General features: G+C 55.1%; 14 protein-coding genes. 4 read left to right on the top strand and 10 right to left on the bottom strand.

The annotated features are described in order from the left end of the window. Window positions 1–341 precede the first annotated feature (341 nt). Window positions 342–1,448, top strand: coding sequence for a DUF6263 family protein (locus G6R38_RS00630; protein WP_166819762.1), 1,107 nt, complete (start codon window positions 342–344; stop codon window positions 1,446–1,448). 12 nt (window positions 1,449–1,460) lie between these two features. Here G6R38_RS00630 and G6R38_RS00625 read toward each other — a convergent pair whose 3' ends face one another. The 3 genes from G6R38_RS00625 to G6R38_RS00615 all read right to left on the bottom strand — a co-directional run bounded on the left by G6R38_RS00625 (window position 1,461) and on the right by G6R38_RS00615 (window position 4,903). Next, window positions 1,461–2,273 (bottom strand): hypothetical protein, encoded by an 813-nt coding sequence (locus G6R38_RS00625; protein ID WP_166819761.1) that lies wholly within the window; start codon window positions 2,271–2,273, stop codon window positions 1,461–1,463. A 114-nt stretch (window positions 2,274–2,387) separates the two neighbouring features. Then, window positions 2,388–3,413, bottom strand: coding sequence for a hypothetical protein (locus G6R38_RS00620; RefSeq protein ID WP_166819760.1), 1,026 nt, complete (start codon window positions 3,411–3,413; stop codon window positions 2,388–2,390). Window positions 3,414–3,628: 215 nt separating this feature from the next. Then, on the bottom strand, window positions 3,629–4,903 hold the full coding sequence (locus tag G6R38_RS00615; RefSeq protein WP_206028414.1) for a M24 family metallopeptidase: 1,275 nt from the start codon (window positions 4,901–4,903) through the stop codon (window positions 3,629–3,631). Between the two features lie 143 nt (window positions 4,904–5,046). On the opposite strand from G6R38_RS00615, the gene G6R38_RS00610 reads away from it, so the two are divergent. After that, entirely contained in the window at window positions 5,047–5,538 is a 492-nt protein-coding gene (locus G6R38_RS00610) for a hypothetical protein (protein ID WP_166819758.1), read from the top strand. 70 nt (window positions 5,539–5,608) lie between these two features. Here the strand turns inward: G6R38_RS00610 and G6R38_RS00605 are convergent, their stop codons facing one another. The 3 genes from G6R38_RS00605 to G6R38_RS00595 all read right to left on the bottom strand — a co-directional run bounded on the left by G6R38_RS00605 (window position 5,609) and on the right by G6R38_RS00595 (window position 9,973). Beyond that, entirely contained in the window at window positions 5,609–6,346 is a 738-nt protein-coding gene (locus tag G6R38_RS00605; RefSeq protein WP_206028413.1) for a CvpA family protein, read from the bottom strand. Between the two features lie 45 nt (window positions 6,347–6,391). Next, window positions 6,392–8,269: a GspE/PulE family protein gene (locus tag G6R38_RS00600; protein ID WP_240928009.1), complete on the bottom strand. Its 1,878-nt coding sequence runs from the start codon at window positions 8,267–8,269 to the stop codon at window positions 6,392–6,394. 132 nt (window positions 8,270–8,401) lie between these two features. Next, window positions 8,402–9,973, bottom strand: a complete 1,572-nt coding sequence (locus tag G6R38_RS00595) for a tetratricopeptide repeat protein (protein WP_166819757.1) — start codon at window positions 9,971–9,973, stop codon at window positions 8,402–8,404. 137 nt (window positions 9,974–10,110) lie between these two features. On the opposite strand from G6R38_RS00595, the gene G6R38_RS00590 reads away from it, so the two are divergent. Then, window positions 10,111–10,815, top strand: coding sequence for a phosphoribosylanthranilate isomerase (locus G6R38_RS00590; RefSeq protein ID WP_166819756.1), 705 nt, complete (start codon window positions 10,111–10,113; stop codon window positions 10,813–10,815). On the opposite strand, the gene pyrF is transcribed toward G6R38_RS00590, so the two are convergent. The 4 genes from pyrF to G6R38_RS00570 form a co-directional block, all read right to left on the bottom strand. Next, window positions 10,810–11,748 (bottom strand): orotidine-5'-phosphate decarboxylase, encoded by a 939-nt coding sequence (gene pyrF, locus G6R38_RS00585; protein ID WP_166819755.1) that lies wholly within the window; start codon window positions 11,746–11,748, stop codon window positions 10,810–10,812. The two genes, G6R38_RS00590 and pyrF, sit on opposite strands and share 6 nt — an antisense overlap. A 73-nt stretch (window positions 11,749–11,821) precedes the next feature. After that, entirely contained in the window at window positions 11,822–12,901 is a 1,080-nt protein-coding gene (tatC, locus tag G6R38_RS00580) for a twin-arginine translocase subunit TatC (protein ID WP_166819754.1), read from the bottom strand. A gap of 344 nt (window positions 12,902–13,245) precedes the next feature. After that, a complete protein-coding gene (locus G6R38_RS00575; RefSeq protein ID WP_166819753.1) occupies window positions 13,246–14,925 on the bottom strand; it encodes an outer membrane protein assembly factor BamB family protein in 1,680 nt (559 codons plus the stop codon). A gap of 114 nt (window positions 14,926–15,039) precedes the next feature. Beyond that, complete coding sequence (locus tag G6R38_RS00570) at window positions 15,040–19,131, bottom strand: outer membrane protein assembly factor BamB family protein (protein ID WP_166819752.1); 4,092 nt, start codon at window positions 19,129–19,131, stop codon at window positions 15,040–15,042. A 436-nt stretch (window positions 19,132–19,567) separates the two neighbouring features. Here G6R38_RS00570 and G6R38_RS00565 point away from each other — a divergent pair, with 436 nt between their 5' ends. Beyond that, complete coding sequence (locus G6R38_RS00565; protein ID WP_166819751.1) at window positions 19,568–20,341, top strand: hypothetical protein; 774 nt, start codon at window positions 19,568–19,570, stop codon at window positions 20,339–20,341.

The following is a 20,341-nucleotide window of genomic DNA, read 5'->3' as shown; positions in this document are numbered from 1 at the left end:
CCGAGATTCCGTTTCGGCAACCGGTACCAACCATTTGGAACCGGACGATTCCGCTTTCTCGGACGACTCGTTGAATTAGTCCTAAGCGGCGACATTCTCTATTCCGTGAGAACGCTTTCCACCTGAAACATCGTCACAACGGGATCGACCCCCAAACCCGTAGTCCTACTGAATCGCGATTGTCGTCCGATCGTCGCCTGTCGTACCGGCTTCGTTGAGTGTACCGGTTGTAACGACCGTTCGGCTTGTTCGTGTTTCAACGCTTGTGCAATCCGTCTTCGCGCTCGAAACGGAAGATGATAAGGTTTGGCCCTCAAAAATCGCACCGGGCAAGGATGCATATGATGCGTATTCTAAACCAATGGCTACTTGTGTTTTTCTGTGCCCTGATCGCCGGTGGCTGCGGCAACTCAGAGGAGGCAGACTCGGACCAACCGGCGGCCGCCTCGACTTTAGAGGGCATCGAGCCGGAAATTTCCGCTCCGGAACCGCCACCGGCAAGAACCATCGCACAAACACCGTCCGCAGTCCTGAAATTGAATCTTCAACCCGGGCGACGTGTTCCGCTGCTCAAGACCGTCCAACAAACGTTGATCCAGAAGATGCCTCAAGGGGACATCGTCAACCGGGATTGGCTGGAAATGCTGGTCACGTTGCGGTTGGAACAGATGACCGAGGACGGTCGGCGAAAACTGAGCGTCCATTATGAACGGGTGCGGTATCAGAACGAGATTGGTGGGAAAACGATCAGCTTCGATTCGGATTCCGATACCGGCCCTCTTCCGGCCGTAATGCTGCCCTATCGGGGATTGGTGAACAACGGTTTCGCATTTTGGATTGGCCCGGACCATCGAATCTTGAAACCCGTGGGATTTGCCGATTTCCTCAAACGATGTATTCGTGATGTCCCCCCTGCCCAACAGGAACAGGTTCTGAATGCCTTTGCGAATTCGACCGAAGAAGGGGTGGCGAATTTCGTTGACGACAGCATCGGGTACCTGCCGTTGGCTGATCACGCAGTCGCTGCGGGGGATACTTGGATTCGAGAACGATCGCTCTCGCGGCCGGTTCCTTTGTTCATTCAGAATCATTGTAGTCTCAGTCGGCTGACAGATCGGATTGCTGACATCGACATTGCTGGTACGATCGCGACCACCCGCACGTTCGGTGAGCAAGCCGACCACGAAAACCACGATGTCCAAGTCATCGTCCGTGGCGGCCACGCACATGGGAGTTGTCGAATTGACCGTGAGACCGGATTGCCGTTACACGCATCCGTGAAACACCTGCTCGACATGGCCGTGCGTCAGGCCGACGGACGGGAATTCGTGCAGCAGAAGATCACCACCACCACGATTCGACTGTTCCCCGAACAGTCCACACCCAACTCAAATGCCATTCAACCGGCGTCATACGAGCAAGTTGAGCGTTCGGCTGCGAATCGTTGACGCTGGGTGTCATCAGCCAATGAGATCTTGAAGTTGCTCTTCCAACCGGCGGTCCACTTCTGTGAGCCTCGCTTCTTTCCGGATCGTGATTTGCCGCTGGAGTGCAATTTCGTAGTCGGCGTAGCGAATCGCTTCGATCAACTCGTCCTGTGGGTCGGCTAGATTCATTGCCGAGGCTCGTGTCGATTTGTCTTCCGCATCTGCTTTGTCCTTAAGCCGTTCGACCCTTGTGGCAAGGAACTCGATAAACGCATTCTGCGAATTGACCAGGTTCTCTAAGAACTGCTCATCCGCAACGTTCACGTCAACGATCTCAGGCGGTTGGACGGTCGGGATGGGTTCGAGCGGTTCCGACTCTTCTTTGATGACTTCCGCAGCTTCTTCGTCTTCGTCGTCTTCGATTTCCGATTCGACCGACTCTTCGTCTTCTTCCTCTTCCGGAGCGTTCGCGGCTTCTTGCTTTTCGTGCCAGAGCCGAAACTGTTCTTCGAGATAATCTCGGAGTTCTTCCACCTGCATGCGGAGGGACGCGGTCGATTCGCTGGCTTGCACGTCCTCGTAGATTTCGACGACACGCGACATTTCTTGGACGAGTTCGGCTTGTTCGTCCACCACAGCTTTGGGGAACCCTCGCACGTGTTCACCACGTTCGACCCCCATCCGTTGCAATCGGTCTAACTGTTCCGCCGCAAGTTCCAACCGTCCGGTCAGTTCTTGGACCAATTCATTCTGCGACTCAACGCGTCGTTCGGCTTCTTCCAGACGCTTCTGCAAGTCGTCTGAAGAAATCGCGTTTTCAGCAATGGTTTGCTCGTCGATTGACATAGCGGGAGGGGCCAACGGAACGAAACGGGGAGATTTCCTGTTCCACAAATCTAGTACATATCCGGGGCCGACTCGGGATCAAATCGGAAATTGACCGCCGGTTTGCCGCATCCGCTAGAAAACGATCGTGATCGTCTGTTCCTCGTTAAGCAACTTCGATTTGACTTTGATGGTATCGCGGACCAGTCGTGCAGCCCCGGGGACGAGAACTTTCATCCGCACATGCTCGTCCACGATCGGAAGGTTTCCACGCTCACGACGTCCGCCGAAATCTTGTTCGTAATTATCCGTTCCGACCACAGAACCCGAGAGATCACGTTTGGGGTAACTCTTGAGTTTCTTGTCCAAGCTACTGATATCAACATCAATGATAATATAGTAAGGTTCTTTCGGGATCGGATCGCGGGGTTCGGTCCAGACCGCAAAACTTCCCTTCTTGAGTGCTTGCGGCGGCAACACAATACCGCCACCGACATCCCCAACGGGACCGTCCCCACCCTCAAGCAGCGTTTGCACATTGGCGTCAATGGCCAAGTTCTCCGTGCTGACTGGCGGAAGTTCGTCGACCGTGTTCTGTCCTTCCGGTTTGAATTCCGGGAGGGCATTAAATTGCAGGTCGACTTCCTCAAATTCCGTGGGTTGGGTCTGTTCGCTCAGTTCGGCCACAATCTCCACTTGCTGTTCTCGATCACGCGAAACGATCCAAAGCCCAAGTAATGCGAGAACCATGAAATGCAGTGAAAACGAGATCAGCAACCCAAGCCGAGCAAATTTGACGCGACCGGTGACAAGATTCTGTAAGTCCGTCAACCAAACCAGATACCAGGCCCGCGGGTGAACAATTTCATTCCGTTTGGTGGAATCGTCTGTCTCTGCATCCTGAATTGGAGGGCGATTCTGAAGTTGCGGCGGTCTGGAAGAAGAATTCCGCTGCTTGATCGGTGGACGACGTTCCGACACAACTCGTTCGGATGATGGAGAACCGTCTGAAACAGACTGAGACGGTTTCGATTTCCCGCGAAACCAGGGCGGGGGCACATCGGGTTCGTCGACAGCGTTCGCAACCGGGGGATCGTCCGTCATTTGATCTGGACGAAATTCGTCGAACGATATGGAATTCGAAGGGGAACGATCCGTCATGATTTACGCTCGGTTGGAGAATGAGAGCGAATGGCCGTCCGATCTTCAGTGAAAAGAACGTATGATTCTGACACTCAAGCGAAATGATTCTGTGAATGCCAGTATTGGCAATTCTACCATGAGTACGAGGGAGTGTGTAGTCCCGACCATTAAGACGCTACGAACGCCGTGCCAATCGACCAATGAAATCGTCGCTTGAAAAAATTTCTTGCCTCTTACTCGTTAAATAAGCCACTCAACCCCGTGCGATCGTCACTGAGCCACGCAAATGAGTCTTGTGCAGCCGGGTCGATGGGTTCTTCGGAGTCAGGTTGATCAGTATTCCGTCGCCGCAAGATTCCAGGTCGGCTGATCGCTGTCGAGCGAACTCGGACTCGAACACGCGGCCAATTCTCCATGGGCGTGAGCAATTCTCCGCCATTTGGAGTGATTAACAAGGTGTCTGCCAATGTCGCCGGACCGACAGACGGATGCCAAACAATCGCCATGCCCTGTTGCAACGACACATTTCCGTCGACCGGACCAACCACGATCGGCACTTCCGGATCGCGATATCCCACGACCGCACCTTGCGATGCATATTCCCATTCGTTGGGATATCCGGTCTTTTCGTAAATTCGGGCGACACGTTGCCAGACGTCTTGCAGCGTCCAGTTTTCTCGCGAGAAACAGATGCCCGTTGCTTGGATCTGAATCGCTGCTTGATAACTTTCGATCAAATCTCGGGGAAGTTCTCCGAAACAGACCGTTCGAGAGGCCGTGACGTGCAGTCCATCGCGGCGTCCGGTGGCGGTCAGTGTGCAGAATTTGCTGACCGGCGACTGCGTGTAACTCTGTGTGCGAAACCGGACACGCCGATAGTCCCCCGCGACTTGCAAACGACAGGGCACGACCTGTCGTTTGATCAAGCGATGAGCCACTTCCCCGGCGATAGCCGCTTCCGTGGAACCGCGGATCAATCGCCGAGCCGTTGCTTCGACAGCATGAGCCACATCACGTCCTAATTCACGGATGCGGATGGCTTCTTCAGTCGTGAGACATTGTCGAAAACCGGCCAAGGCATCGGAATAATCCTGACGAGTCGCGTGTGGCACATCGCCTCCGACCTGCCGACCGTGGCACAAATCTTCAATCAAACCCCGGTGGCCTTCCCGCCATGACCGTTCTTTCAATTGGAACCCAAGCCCCGCGAGTTCGCGTTCAAACAGCAACGGGGAAGTCACGTTGTCGGTCACGATGACCCGAGCTTCCGGGGTGATGAAAACCGCGGCTTTGCCAGCGGCACACGCGTCGCTGCCGTTCTCGGCTCCACAAGTAAACCACGCAAAATTGTGTCGCTTTTGGAGGAGCAAACCGTCCAACTGAAAGGACTTTAGGAAGTTGGCGATCCACTGTTGCTTGCGTTGGACTTCAGCAAGACGGTCCGTTTCCGTCAGTAAGGGGATTTCTGCCGATGATTGGGGGCGTTGGCGTTTCTCGGGCACAGACATATCCAGTGAACAATTCCAAGCAGACCATGCTTAGGTAAGCATCATGGAAATATACTACCAGAAACGTCAAGATGTCGCATATTCAACACGCTCTGACGAAAAACACCGCAACAGAAAACCACGGAATTATAAGCAAAAATAGCATGGCTCGAAACGAAAGCGATCGTGAAGATCTCATGCGGGAAGCCATCGCGCTCGTGCGGCGAGCGGAGTTGGAAATCCCGGAAGCCGACGAGCCGGTCTTCATCGGATTTCGCCGAACGGGAGCATTCTCGATTTACTGGGGGGCCGATCCCGTGTACCAGTTCGATCCCGAGTTCCGACTCCGACGCGCGTTCGTCGATGGATTTCTTTTCCGGACCACGGGCGAAACGATGGCCAAGTTGAATCGCGTTCGCTCTGCGTCAGCGACCGAATTGCACCGAACAGACCTGTCCTGGGAGGCACTTCGTGATTTTCTGAGCGAGGTTCGCGAGTGCTGTGAGCGGCTTCTTCACGTATTGGAGAGTCGACAGGCGAACGTGCTTGCTGCGATCCCGGACGAAGAACTCGTGATTCCTGAGGCCATCGGGTTCATCAAGAACGTGTTGGATCAAGCCGTTCCGCTCGCCCCACCAATTGCAGGACGCAAGTGACAATGAGGCCCGTTTTGTACGTCAGTCAAACGTCTTAACGCGACGCTCCGAAAATCAATTCTCACGGGAACTAGAACCCGTCCGCGCCTCCTGAGGGGGCGGGTGCGTTGTTGTTCGTGGGCGACGGATTCGTAGGGCCCGGGTTGGTTGTCGGAACGGGAGCGGCGACCACTTGTCCGCCTAGTTGTTCACGACGGGCGGCATAACGAATCGGGAATGACGGCCATGGATTATCGGGCCCGCCTTGTCCTCCGATCCGATAGATCGGATTGTCAAAGCGATTCTGCTCGTCCGAACGAGCGAATCCCCGAGCCGAGACAAAACGTGTAAATCCCAGCCATTGGCGATCGGGGTGAAACCCAAACAAATTGCCTTTCTCGGCTTGGAATCCCAGGAATTCCACGATTCCGGTTTTGGTAACCGTTCGTGGCAGTGGTGCGGTGTGCAAGGCGGTCAGAAGAAACGCCATCGTGACGTAGCCCGTCAGCACCCCAAAACCCCAGCGTCCGATTTCGTAGATGATTTCCTCGGTTTGGAAGAACGTGGGAACCAGTCGGTTACTGATTTCCCGCAGCCCAAATACGAACGCAGCGAACAAACCGACTAAGGCGATGTAATCCCATCGATACAACCACATGCCTGTGTTAGTGATCGACGCCAGCATATCGGCCAACGGCTCGAAAAAATTCATCGCGAGCAATCCGGCGAACAGCACGCACAGGAACGTGATACCGGCCCCCCACGGACCTTCACCCGCAACGCACCAAGCGACCAATGCCATAATGCCAAGTAAAATGAAAGCGATCATGAGGGAGTCATCGTTGTGGATTCAAGGTGTATCGAGTCTCGGCAGTTACTTCACGACGCGAACGAGTTCCTGCACACTGGTCACGCCACGCACAACCAGCCGCAACCCTTCTTCCTGCATCGTCAACATGCCGTTCTTGCGAGCTTCTGCTTTGATGGCGGACATGGGGGATTTCTCACGGATTAAGTCTCGCATTCGCTCCGTGATCACCAAGAGTTCAAACACCCCTGCCCGACCGTAATACCCGAGACCACCGCATTGCCGACACCGACCGGCTTCCCCGTTGAGACGCGGTCGGTACAGATGGTCGATGCGATCAATGGGCAACCCGGCTCGTTTCATCAGGTCCGCATTGGGGGAGTACGGTTCTCGACAGACGTCACACAGACGACGGGTCAGACGTTGAGCCAAAATTGCGGACACCGAATTCGCCACCATGAACGGTTCAACGCCCAGTTCGATCATCCGGTACAACGCGGTGATGGTATCGTTGGCGTGGATGGTCGAAAACACCATGTGCCCGGTGTTCGCAGCTTGGCAGGCGATGGAAGCGGTTTCCTGGTCCCGGATTTCGCCGATCATCACCACGTCAGGGTCTTGTCGCAAAATGCTGCGGAGAGAATTCGCGAAGGTTTGACCGGCTCGCGTGTTAATTTCAATTTGGTTGACGTTCTCCATCTTGTACTCGACCGGGTCTTCCACGGTGATGATGTTTCGCTGGTACGAATCAATCTCCCGCAGAGCGGCGTATAGTGTGGTGGATTTCCCGGCACCGGTCGGTCCGCAGGATAGAAACAACCCGTGAGGCTGATCGACAATGCCAACGATCTGCTCGAATAGGGACTTTCGAAACCCTAAGTCGGAAAGATTGCCAACCGAGTTGGTTTGATCCAAAATCCGCAGACTCATTTTTTCGCCGTGCCGCGTACCTTGGGTTGCGGTTCGGAAGTCGATTTCCCGACCTTCCAAAATAGCCCGAAAACTACCGTCTTGCGGTCGGCGTCGCTCGGTGATGTCCATCCCCGCGAGCACTTTGAAGATGTTCAAAATGTTCCGACCGGTGGCCACGTCGTACCCATCCGCCGGATACATCACGCCATCGATCCGAATACGGATGGAAAGCTCGTCCTCTTTCGGCTCCAGGTGAACGTCGGTTGTGCGGCGATTGATGGCGTCGTAGATGAGTTCTTTGGCGGCGAGATAACCTTTCGAGTTTTCGACCTGTCGACTCCGTCGTTCGGCCTCACCACGGTCCGAGCCTTCCGATTTGCCGAGGAATTGAATCGGCGGTCCCATGGTCGATTCGATGGTTTCCCGCGAACCGATGTGAATGCCAATTGCTGCAAGTTTCTTGAGTGTCCATCGCCGGATATGAGCTTGCGTCATGACTCGACGGGCTTCAGGGACCTTGGCGTTCCGCTCGCGAATATACATCCCCAATGGGACGCCCCAGGCAGCAGCCATCGGAACGAGGCCAATGAATTTGGGCAGGATCAACGCCAAAAACATCCCGCCGACACCCCCGAACAACATGGCGGAATTCCAGTTGGCTGTTCCAAGGTTCAAACCGCGACTGTCTTCATCGACCCAGCGGGAACTGTTCATCCATAAGCAGAAGGCTCCCAGGATTAGCAGCATCAAAAACCAGTTGAAATAGAAACCCACAGTCCGCGACGGACCAACAAGCTGCGTCGGTCCGTTGCCGCGAAAAAATCCGTAGGGATTCGGCGGGAATGCCGACTGCGGACGATCCAACTTTGAACCTGTTGACGGTGAGGCCAAGGGCTGACTTGCAGCGTTTTCGGAATCCTGCGTAGCGTTACTGTTCGCAGGTGTGGCAGTCTCGTCCTGAGCGTTCGCCCACGAGATCGTGGCAAGGATCAGCAGGACTGCCAGCGCTAAACGGCCCTGGGTTTCAATCACCTTCGGCGTTCCTTGTTACAAGGGCGAATATTGATATTGTTTGACTATACATTATGGAGGGGGGAAATCGTACTCGGTTTTTGACTTTCCGTCGAACGAACGCGAGAGTCTTTCCAGCGACCTGCCTGCGTCTCAAGGAGTGATTGTCAGCGGCTCGGCCAGTTTGGACTGAATGATCTGCAACACGGAATCGAACTCGATCCCTTCCTGCAACAGAGATTCAAGTTCATTGCGTGTTCGGATTCGCCATAGGACGGAACTGCTGGCGTCTTTTGCGACTGACGATAGCTCGTAGAGTTGATGGCTGAGGATGACCAAGTCGCGTCGCAACTTCACGTTCTTGGGATGGTACTTCAAAGCCGTTTCGATGTTTTCAACACCCGTTCGTAGCATTTTGACAGCGGCCTCATGGCGATGCATGCCTTTCAGTAGCGAGGCCGTTCGCTCTTGGACAATCGCCAAATCTCGATAGCGGTCGAGAAGTTTGGGAGCACGACGGATCAACCGTTCTCGAATCGTCGATGCTTGTCGATACGCCTTGAGCGCGGTTCCGCATTGACCACATTTTCGTGCGGTTTCGCCGACGCGAAACACACTCGCCGCCCAATTGGCTTGGCGAAGCGGATCGGCCCAGTCTCGAATCGCAAGCGAACGCAGATGGTCGTCAGCCAGCTGATAAGTCTTGAGTGCCTCCTGCCATTCGGATTGCTGATATTGCAAGTCGCCGATCCGCCCGCGTGTCTTCGCCAGGTTTGCTAACGCCCGATCAGACTTGGTTTCGTCGTAGAGTTTTTCCCGAGTCTCCAAAGCATCCGCGAGAGTCTTTGAAGCCAACTCGACCTGTTTCTGCCGCAGCAACGCAATGGAACGATGTTCTGCGATGGTGGCTTGCAGTCGTTGGACGGCGTGGGAATTTGGATTCTTCAAATGCGTTTCGCGGAACAAGTCGGCTGCAGCGTAGGCAAAGAGAGCCTGTTCGTCTTGTTCTTGAGCTAGGTATAAATCGCCAAGATGCTGCTGACTCAAGATCAAGTCGCAAACGGCGTCATCGGTTGCATTGGGTTGTTCCGCAAGACCGCGACGAATGTGTCGAGCTTCTAGGAAGCAGTTCTTCGCCGCTGTCCAATTCTGACGTGTTTGATGGAGCAAGCCCTGCTTGTCGCGAATAATGGCTAAGCCACGCGACGACAATTGACCCTCGTCCTGCTGAGTGAGTGTCTTCAAGATTGTATAGGCGGCGTCGTATGCGGCGGCGGCTTTATCTGCGTCGCCTTCTTCCGAAGCCGCATCGCCGATTTTCTCCTTGATGACGGCCCGCAGCGACATCGTACTGACACGCTCCGGAATCACGTTGAGTTCGGACAGTGCCCGGCCGTATTCGCGGGCGGCGTTCAGATAGTCGCCACGAAGTCGGTAGCCTTCGCCAAGTACGGAACGTGCATCCGCCAAGTGCAGGATGTCGTTTGCGTCCATTGACCGAATATCGGGAATGGAGTGATTGGCAACGGCGTCTCGGAGATACGGCATCGCTTGCAATGCTTCTCCGGACCGAAGCAACGCTCGTCCGACACGAACCTGAGCCTGTGCCACTGCGGGAAGGTGCCTCGGATCCTTGGCACTTTGTTCATAGACAGTCTGCGCGGCCTGCAACAACTGTTTGGCTTCGGTGATCGACTCTTGAGGGATTTCGAAGGGCAATCTCACTGGGGCACATCCCAAAACCAGATTCACAAGGCAACAAGCAGCTCTATTGGACCGAATCGCCGAATTTCGTCGGTCGACTCCGTCACGGTTGGTCTCTATTCTGAGGGCTATCGACTAAGATGGCAAAAACGGAGACAATGCGGACGATTGGTGGACAAGGTGACATTATGTGGGTCAAGATATGCGGGGTTCGGACGCCAGAACAAGCGGAGATGGTTTGTGAGTACCAACCGGACGCGATTGGCTTGAATTTTTACGAACCGTCCCCGCGTTGCGTATCGAACACAACAGCCCAGCATATCGCAGCAGTTTGTGTGGGAAAAGCCGAATTAGTGGGCGTTTTTGTGGATCACTCGCCGATGGAGATCGAAAACATCGTGCGATCCGTGGGATTGGACCGCATTCAATGTCACGGAAATGAATCCCCCGCAGCTTTGCGAGAAATCCAGAAACGATGTCCTGACGCATCGCTGATTCGCGCTTGGCGAATGAGGCCGGAAGGGCTGTCGGATTTGGCCAATTATTTAGCGGAATGCCACGCTGCGGATGTGCATCTCTCCGCCGTCCTCATCGACGCCTATGTTGCCGGGACATATGGCGGGAGCGGAAAAACCGTAGCGTGGGAGCAGTTAACTCAGGAATACCAGACCGGTGATTGGCCGTCGCTCATTCTTGCCGGCGGATTGCGACCAGATAACGTCGCGGAGGCAATCGAAGCAGTCCAACCGTGGGGGATCGACACCGCAAGTGGCGTGGAATACTTAGAAGGTGAGAAAGGCGTCAAAGACCCCGAACGAGTTGCACAGTTCATCACCTCTGCCCGGCAAGCCGACGAATCATAACGAATTGGCGGGAGTGTGCGTTTTCAAGTCTGCAATCATGTCGTGAGTGGCCGCCTCAATTGCTTGTTCCCACTCGGTGGGCGAGAATCGTTCCGCATATTCAGGTTTGCGATAAGCAAAGTTGATGCCTCGCGAACTGTTGATGACCGCACCGAGTCCGTCGTCACGGAACGCTGCGGCGGTATCCGCTGCCGATCCCCCTTGGCTTCCGTAGCCGGGAATTAGTAGCGGAGACGCCGACAGAACTTCCCGCAACTCGGCCAATTCATTCGGATAGGTTGCACCGACAACGGCTCCGACTGCTCCGTAGCCGTCAGTATCGGCAGTCCGCAGGGCCAAATCGTTTACCGTTTTCGCGACCGTACGATAATGCGGTTCGCCATCTGTGAGCCGATCTTGAAATGTTCCCGCTCCTGGGTTGCTCGTGCGAACGAGGACATAAATTCCACCTCCCCGTTCCGTTGCCACATCGACGAACGGCTCCAGTGTGTCGGCTCCCAGATACGGGTTGACCGTCAACGCATCGGCGGCCCATGGTGCGGCATCGGGGTCGGCACCCGCGAGATATCCTCGTGCGTAAGCTTCGGCGGTCGAACCGATGTCGCCCCGTTTCGCATCACAGATGACAACCAAGCCGGCGTCACGGGCTTTGCGAATCACACGGGCCAGCACCGCTGAACCCAGGGGCCCCAACTCCTCGAAGAAGGCGGCTTGCGGTTTCACAGCCGGGACTAACGGAGCAACCACATCAATCAGTCGGAAGCTGAATTCCTCGAAGGCACTCGCTTGCATCGCCAATTCATCCGAGGGATGCCGTTGGGCGGCAGCGTCGCGGATGGACTGCGGAAGTTGATCAAAACGCGGGTCAATCCCCACCAGGGCCGGTGTGCGTTTCGCGTGAATGGCGGCGTGTAAACGGGCTGCATAGTGCATGAATCGGAACTTTGTCGATCACAGAGTTAGGAATGCGTACCGCAATGAGTCAATAAGCTAATGCCACTACCTATTAGCTGGCAGCTTCAAATGGGGACTGGTGTTTTGGACTGACCCCACACATCACAATGCCCAACTGATACAGGATCACGAGCGGGAACATCATCAGCATCATACTCATCGGATCGGCCGGTGTCAGGAACATCGAGATGATCGCAATAACCAAAATCGCCATGCGTCGCTTGTCGCGATACGTTTCCACCGTGAAGATTGAAATGCGTTCCAGGAAGAGCATCACCAGTGGCAATTGGAAACTCAACCCGAACATCACCGGCAGCAACAACGCAAAGCTGATCCACTCCGATAACCGAATCTGCGGCGTCACCCCGAGCCATTGGTTAAAGCTGAGAAGGAAGTCCAACACGAACGGAAACACGAGGACGAAACAGAAGACCGCTCCGCCCAGGAACAGGCCCAAACTCAGCGGTAAGTAAATGTAAACATACTTGCGTTCATGGGGATACAACCCGGCCGCCACGAACAACCAGAGTTGATAGAAAATCCAAGGGCTCGCCAACAACAGACCAGCAACGACGGACACTTTCACGTACGTCAAAAACGCTTCTTGGACAGTCAGGGTGACCATCTTGTGTTGTTGGTCTCGTGTGTCTTTGAACTGAGCAAACTCTGGCGCTCGGAGGGATATCGTTAGTGGTTCCGAAGTCTTGGCTTCCGGCAGGACTGGGTAGGTCTCGGGATAGTGCTCGTGGAGTGCGCCAGCGAGTTCGCGAGCATCGATGACGACTTCAATCGTGGAACGAGCGATCTTTTCATCTTCGATTTCCTGGGCCGTTTTTTCCGCGGGTTCTTCGGTTTGCTCTTCCTCGTCGGAGAAAAATGCTTCCAGATAGGCGAGAAGATCAAAATCCTCTTTGATGTCATCTTGGACGTAATCCGTGACGCCGTGTTCGAGCAAAGCGGTGTCGATGGGGGCGCGAATGATCGAAATGACGCGGTTGCCGAAAAACAAAGTGGCGACGACGGCCACGGTCAGACCGAGAATGGCCTTCCACAAGTGCACCCGCAGAATTTCGAGGTGTTCCCCGAAACTCATAGCGGTATCGTCGAAGAGGTCTTTCGATTGCGTGTTCATAGTCGGCAGTCTCAATGATGCGGTGACGAATCACAATCGCTGGAGAGACGATCGACCGGGAATGGTGTGCGACGCAATCGCGGCAAGAAACGGTTCCGGTAAATGAACCGCATTAGATGAAGCCGCCCACGATTGATGGACACCATGCCCTCAGAAAAGGCGCGGTCGAGCGTATTGCCCAGCGTCCACTCAAGAGATCCGTCGATGACAGATCAAGGGGAGCGGCTCTCAAACTGCCGAGTTGGAAAGGATTCACCTGCGAACCGCCCAACTCGGATTGTGTTTGGGCTTATTGTAATCGCAGGGATCCGGGTGTCAACCAAATTCAATTCTCGGTCAGCGGATCAATACCGATCGGCTCCGCGGAGTCCCGCTTCCTCACGCGACCAGACCACATTGCCCGCGCTATCGACCTCCACTAGACCTGCAGAACTGACGATCAACGTGTGTCCATCCGGCAAGCGTTGGGCACGGTACAAGCTTGGTTCACTCTGATAGGACCAAAGTTCCTCCCCGGCACGGTTGATCTCCACGACACGATTTTCTGTTCGATTGGCCACTAACGTATGACCGTTCGGCAACCGTTGTACCGAGTATGGTCGCTCCATGCCTTCGACTTCCCACACGATTGTGCCATCACGATTGATTTCGACCACACGCCCGCTGTTGTAGAGAACTAGCAAGATGTTGCCACTCTCGAGCATTTGAGCCGACTTCGCCCGTTCGGGAAGCTCCAACTCCCACGCGATGCTCTTGTCGGGACGAATCTCCAGCAATTGCCCGCCGTAACACGGAACCAAAGTGTTACCGTTCGGGAGACGCTGCACGCTATACGGTTTGTCGGGAAGTTCTTCGAACCGCCAAACTTCATCACCGGCCGCGTCGAACTCCACGAGAAACTTACCCGTGTAAGATGCAATGAGTCGGTGCCCGTTCGGCAGTCCTTCACACCCCCAAGCCCCATTCACTTCGGCTCGCCAAATCACATTGTGTTGATGATCGAGTTCAATGACTTCCCGTTGCGTGTAGTTGGTCAACAACGTACGTCCCAGCAAGACGTCGATGTCTCGGAGTGGCAGTGTGAGTTCTGCGGTCGTGCTGTTGTTGGCGATCCATTCACGCCAAGCCTCTGCGGCGACTTGGCGGGATTGAAAACCTTCGTACGGTGAGTATCCGAACCGTTCCGGCGTGGAACTTCGTAGTGCTCGAATGGCTTGCAAACGGACTTCCAGTTCCTCTGCCGAAAGCAATCGCCCCAAACTTGCGAGTGCCGTTCGATTGCCATGATTCAATTGCGCTCGAGCAACAGCCACCTGGACTTTCATCGGCTGAGATGCGTTCTGCAACTCCTCCAAAATGGGATCGGCGTCACTGCCGAGAACACGTTCCAATGCTGCAATCGCGGCGGTACGCGCTGCGAGATTTCTACCGGCGATTTCGTGGGTTCCCATCGCCACCCACTTGAGGGTTTCGACATCATCCACGGTTGCCACGACCGCAAGTGCCGCAGCCGCTTTCCGTTCGAGATACGGAGCCTTGCACAACGGAAACGCCGACAAAATTGGCTCGGCCAAACCAGTAATCTGTCCTTGCTCGATCACCGAGAATGCCGCATAGAGAATCCGGCTCGATCGTCCACGGGCCAACTTCCAAATCTGTTTGGCTCGCCAACGAATCTCGGGGTCGGACTCCCGCATCGCGGCCTCCAGCAACTCTGGTAAGTGCACTGGTGATTTCAAGAGAGTTTTCGTCGCGGCTTCGCGTTTCTGGAAGTCGGGATGCCCAAGCTGAGCGATCAAGTCGCGAATGGCTTGCACGGCTTCCGGATCCGGGTGCAGCGATTGCAGGTAATGTTGCAGAGACTCGCGGGTCGGTTCCAGACCGAACTTTTGAAGCGTCTGCGTATACGGACCGGCGAGCGGTTCCTCGACTGCAATCTGGGAACCACCGAAAACCGGCGCGGACGCCGAAAGTAAACAGAACCCTAGAACCATTCCGTAGAGGGTACGATCGATACGGTCCATCCCTGACCTCCGGAGAAGTTTCATAGTCATAAGCCTGAAATGCGTCTTGCACTTCGAAAAAAATAGGAGATATTTCCGTGGAGTCAGCCGCACGGAAATGAAATGGGAGCAGTCTTAGAACTGATCAAGACATCGCATGCCAGATTCTTCAATTCGCCGGGTCACACGACCACGTAAATCGATCTCGGCTAGTCCTTCGTCATCCACGACGAGTGTCTTACCGTCAGAAGTGCGATGCACACAATTGAGCCGTTGATTGCCCTGCCAACGGTGAACCCAAACCGGCTGTCCGTTGGCGTTGAATTCCTGAATCAGACGTGTGGAACTATCAGCAACGAGCGTGTTCCCGTTAGGAAGTCGATGTGCCGCGACCGGAGTTCGGAAGGACTTGACCTGCCAAACGACTTTGCCAGTCAAATCGACTTCACGAACTTCGCTGGGGGTGGAGCCCGATCCGGTTAACGCAATGAGGATATTGCCGTTTTCCAATCGACTCACCCAATGCGGAATGCCAGGCAATTCGATGGTCCGAGCGACGGTTTCATCGCGGCGGAATTCGTAGACTTTTTTGTTATTGCACGCGACCAAAAGATGGCCGTTGCTCAGACGCACCGCCGAAAACGGTGTGCCGGGCAGATCGGATTTCTTCCAGATCTCCTGACCATTCTCATTGTATTCAATCACGGCTCGCGGGCTGGTTGTTGTCGTGATAACACGATGCCCATCCGGCAGTCCACGACAACTCCAAATATTCTTCACGTTGTTTTTCGACCAAACTTCGTCACCGTTCGCGTCGGTTTCCCGCAAACGTTGCAGCTTGTTGTTGGTGAGCAAGAGCCGCCCGATCGGAGCGTCATCGACTCGCACCGGCAACTTCAGGTCCGCTGCCAAGCCGGATTGATCGAACCAATCCAACCACTGTTCGATCGCTGCTTGATCGGCCTCGCCGACCGATTCATAGTGATAACCAAATTGCTGTGCGGTTGCCGATCGAAGTGCTTCGATCGCGCGTCGCCGAGTGCTCAATTCCGGGCTATTCAACAGAGAAATGAGTGTCCACAGGCTTTCTTGATGTCCTCGGTTAAGCAACGCGACCGCAGACCGCAAACGAACAGAGTCCGCAGGGTCTTCGAGTGCATGTTCCAGAGCCGACAACACCGTCGGAGACTGAAGTTGCTCTAAGCCGGCAATCGCGAAGCGACGCGCGAGCGGGTCTGGGTTTGCCAAAGAATCGAAAAGGTAGGAAGCACTGTTCTCTGCAACAATTCGTGCGACCGCCCGTGTTGCTTCATCCTCCAATTTGGCCATTCTCCACAACCATGCGTTTTGCAGGATCGGGTACAGCGAATCGCTCGCGTAGGACGGAATGGACTCGTCTTCCGCGCTCGCAAACCGAATTGGAGTACTTGGCGGTTGGGCCGACTTCGTCATCGCGGTGAGTGCCGTTGCCAGCAAGGCACGCGGTCGAGAATCAGCGACGGATTCATCATGCTGATCATCATTACGAGCATGCGCGTCGGATCCAGAGATCGTTTCTGCAATCGCGACTCGGTAAATGTCGGCCAACCATTGCACGGTGAGTTCGGGACGGGAATTCGCGAGATCAAGTTCAATCAAGCCATCGACAACCGCCTGACGTGCGACTCGCGGACCGGACTGTCGTCGCAGCATCCGTTCTACCACGCGCAAGTCCGCCACGGATTGATCTAAGTCTCCTTGGCGGGCATTGAGCTTCATCCGCAGTAATGATGACGAAGTGTCTCCCGCGAGAACTTCCTGACGCAACTCGTGGAGTTTTTCGTCGAGTTCAATGAGCGATAAGACCCGTTCGCATCCCACCACGAACAATCGCTGCCCATCGCTGGCAAGATTTCCCACGGGCTCATCGGTTGCACTGAGGAACGACGTTCGGCCAAGTTGAGATCCCGTTTCGAGATCGAGTTGACGGATCGTTCGGCCATCAGGAACGTACAACGAGTTGTTAACGATGATCCCACGTCCGCACGCATTCTCGAGTCCGGCTTCCCAAATCAATTTGCCAGAGTGAGTGCCATAGCAGCGGACCACTCGTCTTCCGCCGACATACAAGGATGTCTTCGAATGTCCGATCAGATATTCCGCGCTTCGGATGTCTTCATCGGCGTTCGGGGAGTACTCACGCGTTGCCGTCGGAGCGGTGATAGACTGGTCGGCATCGAAGCCGTAGCTAATGGTGTCTGTTGATCGTGGGGAATCCCATTTCAGGGCACCGGTTCTGCGGTCCAACGCGACCAACCGACCCAGGTCGGATGGTAAGACGATCAGAGTGGAACCGTCCGCGATCAATTGGTCGGTTTCCCATCCGTCAACTTCCGGGAGCCAATCGCTGGCTTGCGGCCGTCCACCTGCGTTCGCTTTCCGAACTCCTGTGCGATCGTAGCGTGTAGCCCAATGCATCTGCCCGGTTTGAACATCGAACGCAAAAACGAGTCCCATTCCGGTGGCAACGTACAAGTCGCTTCCGCTCACATTGAGGCCCACCGGTGACCAGGGGACCGCCCCGGAAGATGGTTCGTCGCAAAGTGTGGTTTGCCAAATCGTTTCGCCCGTCGCTGCAGACAGTGCGAGCATGACGATCTCGCCGGAGCGGCTCACGGGGACAAAAAGCTGATTGCCGGATACGGCGGGGGCCGCCAGGAAACCGCATGGCAACGCCGCATCTCCTTGCACACCAATGGCTTCTGTTGCTTGCTTCGACCATTTCAATTTGCCCGAATTCGCATCGTAAGCCGCAAGGGAAATTGGACCCAAACGTGTGCGATTCGTTGACGAATTTGCGAAAGGAGAATCTCCACCCGGGCTATGTTTGCCGATGTCCAAGACCCGCCCTTCCAGACAATAGAGATGTCCATGGGAGACGGTGAGCATGGGATGAACACGGTCGCCGAACAGCCGGACACTCTCAAGCTCGGAGGGACGAACTCGGTCTCGCCCACTAGCAGCATTGCCATACGCTTTCGATAGGCCATCGAATGCGTATTCATTTCCGTGAGTGGTCCGCCACAGGAATCGGCCGGTCGCAGCGTCGCAACACGAAACGTGTTCGGTGCCATAGAAATACAATTTGCCATCGCGGGATACCAAATCAACCGTTGGTCTCCAACCGTTGGATTGCCAACGCTCCAGAATTTCGTGATACGAAGTCTGGGACTTGGCAGTTGATCCTACGGTTTTGACGGTCATTGGATATTCAAACGAGTGGATCCAAGACTCCGTGACGGGCTCTCCCGTGAATGTACGGCCCAGACTGAATGAAGAACTCTGATAGCTCGTTTCTTCCAGTCCCGATCGATCTGCACGGACGAACATGCGCTCCAGTTCACGACCGACCGCTTGTTGAATTGCCGAGGGAACTTGGTTGTGATTCAGTGCGAGGAAGGCGGTCCAGCTTGCCTTGGCTTCACGCAATTCGCCGAGACGAGCTTCCGCAACAGATTTCCGCAGTAGCAACCAATCTCGCGGAATACTGCTACGCGGATGCTCCTGGACAATCCGGTCAATCATTCGACTGGCGACCACAAAATTCTGGCGATCGAACGCTTCGGACGCACGTCGCCAGAGAGCATCATCACCATGATCGCTGAGGAAATAGCGTTGGGTCACAACGCGATCGGCTTGGGAGGGGGACTCGTTCTCGGCGAGATTGAGGAGAACCTGAGCTTCCGTGTTGGCCTGCAATCGGTAAAGCCGACTTCCGGAGTCCGGCAATTGGGCCAATCGAGCTTCAATTTCGCGACGAATCGGTTGGAAGGTTCCGTAGCGAAACTTCTTCTCTCGTTCGCGGTCGCCAAGGAGCGTTTCGATCGTTTGGCTTGTGCTCGTCGATGCGGCACGGTCGGTATGGTTAAGAGCTTCTTGCCAGAGGGAAATCGCTTCTTGGAAACGATTCTCGGCGGCGAATTGATCCGCCCGTCGGAGAAGTTGCTGAAGACCGCGGTTCACACGCCAGGGAGCGTTTAAACCCCATGCGTCAGGCGAATTTGCGGCAGCGGGGCGGGCTTTCTGAGTCTGAGCTGCTGCCGGTCCCTCACCGCGTACCGGAGACTGATACCACAGTCCCGTCGACAGTAAAAAAGCCGTCAGGCTGATGATGTTGGTGCTGAAACTTCGAACGTCCCGTTCGATGTGTTCAGGCGTTACGGTGACTCCATCGGTCTTATGTGACATGGAGCGTGTCCTCGTGTTTGAGGCCGTGGACGGATGCGGCAGGAACCGCAGAAGCGCGGACAAGTTAGCCAGACCGACTCTATGCTAGATGTTGTGGTTGTTTTGGCAAGATGGAGCATTGGTGGTCGATTGATGTTGGAAGAATTCATGTGTGGATGAATTTTCACTATTGCCGTTGTTTGTGTGGTCGGTTATTCCTCGTACGAAGCCTTGCGCTTTTGGGGCTTCGACAAGCCTAATCTTTGATTATCGGCCGCTTCTCTGTCAAGATGGAAACAATTTTCGGTTTGTTGAGCATGAATTCGAAGTTTTCCGGCGTGCGAGTTCACGTGTTGACTCGAACGGCATCTGATTTGACCTGAGGGAGTTGCGGCAATCAATCGAACGAAATTATCAAGGACGACACTTCGACGCTTGAAGGGGAAGGCACCGTACATTGTCCGCCCCACTTGAGCCACCCGAATCCGAATTACGGCCCAGCACCCCGTTCTTGCTCACCCCGTTACTCGCGTTGCTCCTGTTGCCGCTGGGGTTAGCGTTCTTGGTCTGCGTGAGCCTATTCCGAGCGTTTTCCGGAGCCGTGCCGTGGATCGTCACTTGGCTGTGCGGATTTCTCGCGGGCGGAGCCGTCGCCCAAGTGATCGAATTTCTGCCAAATTCCCGTTGGACTAGCGAGCAACTTTGGCTTTTCGGGGGCGGCTTAGGGTTGTTCGCATTCAGCAGCTTGCGGGGCGTGGCGATTTCCTGGAGTGCCTGGGCGTCGCGTCACGACGTGAGTCCGTTTTCCGGACTTGGAGGCTTCCTTCCGCAATGGGAAGCCGAGCGGCAACAGTTCGCTAATCAGTTGCAGTTTCCAGCGGTCATTTCTGCGACATTGGCTGGTGTCTGCCCGATGTTTTGGCTCATTCGGTCGGCGTTGATGCCGGAACTCTCGTGGCCCTCGGCGGAAGTTTGGGCCCTCTGTGGAGCGGTTGGGTTGACACTCGAAGGAGCCCTGATGGGAGCCGTCTTGGGAACCCTGAAGCATAGGACGGCCGTCACGACACTCCAAGAATCATTCGGCGAAGCACTGGGACGAAGACTCGCCCGTGAGAACATCGGTTGGCGAGGCGGACTGGCCTGGTCGATCGGCTACGCGATCCACCAGGTCGCCATTGGTGCCGCGAGTGGTTTCGTCGTCGGATTCCTGCTCGAAACGATCTTTCAGTAG

The organism is Thalassoroseus pseudoceratinae (assembly GCF_011634775.1).
GTDB lineage: Bacteria > Planctomycetota > Planctomycetia > Planctomycetales > Planctomycetaceae > Thalassoroseus > Thalassoroseus pseudoceratinae.
Note: the sequence above shows the minus strand (reverse complement) of the source record. Positions and strands in the feature narration are given on the sequence as shown.

Excerpts from the sequence above, each read along its gene's own strand:
- G6R38_RS00615 (WP_206028414.1), bottom strand. The coding sequence starts at position 4,903 with ATGTCTGTGCCCGAGAAACGCCAACGCCCCCAATCATCGGCAGAAATC.
- G6R38_RS00590 (WP_166819756.1), top strand. The coding sequence starts at position 10,111 with ATGCGGACGATTGGTGGACAAGGTGACATTATGTGGGTCAAGATATGC.
- G6R38_RS00620 (WP_166819760.1), bottom strand. The coding sequence starts at position 3,413 with ATGACGGATCGTTCCCCTTCGAATTCCATATCGTTCGACGAATTTCGT.
- G6R38_RS00575 (WP_166819753.1), bottom strand. The coding sequence starts at position 14,925 with ATGGACCGTATCGATCGTACCCTCTACGGAATGGTTCTAGGGTTCTGT.
- G6R38_RS00605 (WP_206028413.1), bottom strand. The coding sequence starts at position 6,346 with ATGATCGCTTTCATTTTACTTGGCATTATGGCATTGGTCGCTTGGTGC.
- G6R38_RS00610 (WP_166819758.1), top strand. The coding sequence starts at position 5,047 with ATGGCTCGAAACGAAAGCGATCGTGAAGATCTCATGCGGGAAGCCATC.
- G6R38_RS00630 (WP_166819762.1), top strand. The coding sequence starts at position 342 with ATGATGCGTATTCTAAACCAATGGCTACTTGTGTTTTTCTGTGCCCTG.
- tatC (WP_166819754.1), bottom strand. The coding sequence starts at position 12,901 with ATGAACACGCAATCGAAAGACCTCTTCGACGATACCGCTATGAGTTTC.
- G6R38_RS00625 (WP_166819761.1), bottom strand. The coding sequence starts at position 2,273 with ATGTCAATCGACGAGCAAACCATTGCTGAAAACGCGATTTCTTCAGAC.
- pyrF (WP_166819755.1), bottom strand. The coding sequence starts at position 11,748 with ATGCACTATGCAGCCCGTTTACACGCCGCCATTCACGCGAAACGCACA.
- G6R38_RS00570 (WP_166819752.1), bottom strand. The coding sequence starts at position 19,131 with ATGTCACATAAGACCGATGGAGTCACCGTAACGCCTGAACACATCGAA.